Below are 788 nucleotides of genomic sequence, written 5' to 3'. Positions count from 1 at the left end.
TGTAACCGTTCAGGGGGTTTCACCCCCCGGAGCTATTTCACTGGCAACAAGGACGGCAACGGTTGTGTGTTGAGCGAACAGTCGCACACGTCGGCGATGTAGCCGATGACGTTGCGCCCTTGTTGTCGGAGCGTGGCCCGCACCGTCAGCATGCGTTCAACGAAGCGGCTCCCTCTTTCGCTTTGGGTTCCGAAGCTTTTTCTCCGCCATAATACCGCCGGACGGATGGCGCGCTCCGCGGCGTTGTTGGTCGGTTCCACCCCTTCCTCCACTGTAAAGGTCCACAGGTCCCCGGCAAACCTCAGGATTCGGCGACACACATTTCGCATCTTCCGATGGGGACACTCCGCCCCCTCGCGCAGAGATCGTTCGATCTCCGCCCGCAGTCGCGTCGTCGTCTCATGAAATCGTACACGATCCCACGTCCCGTCCCGAACCTTCGCCCAGAGACGGAACATCCGCCGCCCCTTTTTCAACAGGTCCCGCCCGATCCGTCCAGCAGCGGGTCCCCGGAATTCCGTCATCGATGCGAAATCCCTTAATAGGTGCGCCCAACAAATCTGTCGTCGACCACCGTAGATGTTGTAGGAACCCCATCGATCCGTGTGCAAGACACCCGCAAACTGCCCCAACAGCTCCCGCGCAGACGACTTCTTGCGGGGCCGCAACAAAAAGATCGTCACCGCCGACGTCACCAAAACCCACAACCACGGGCGTCGTCGGCCTTCTTTCCACCCCGTCTCGTCCGCATGCGCGCTCGGTTGCTCCTGCGCCCAAGCGTGAGCCTC

Annotated in this window: 1 protein-coding gene; it reads right to left on the bottom strand. The window is 61.0% G+C overall.

The genetic code is table 11. The annotated features are described in order from the left end of the window. Nucleotides 1-32 precede the first annotated feature (32 nt). The coding region (locus JNK54_10745; protein MBL8024736.1) for an IS66 family transposase at nucleotides 33-788 on the bottom strand (756 nt) is incomplete at its 5' end.

The sequence above is a fragment of the Elusimicrobiota bacterium genome (assembly GCA_016788905.1).
Taxonomy (GTDB): domain Bacteria; phylum Elusimicrobiota; class Elusimicrobia; order FEN-1173; family FEN-1173; genus JADKHR01.
This window is presented reverse-complemented; position numbering and strand designations above follow the sequence as displayed.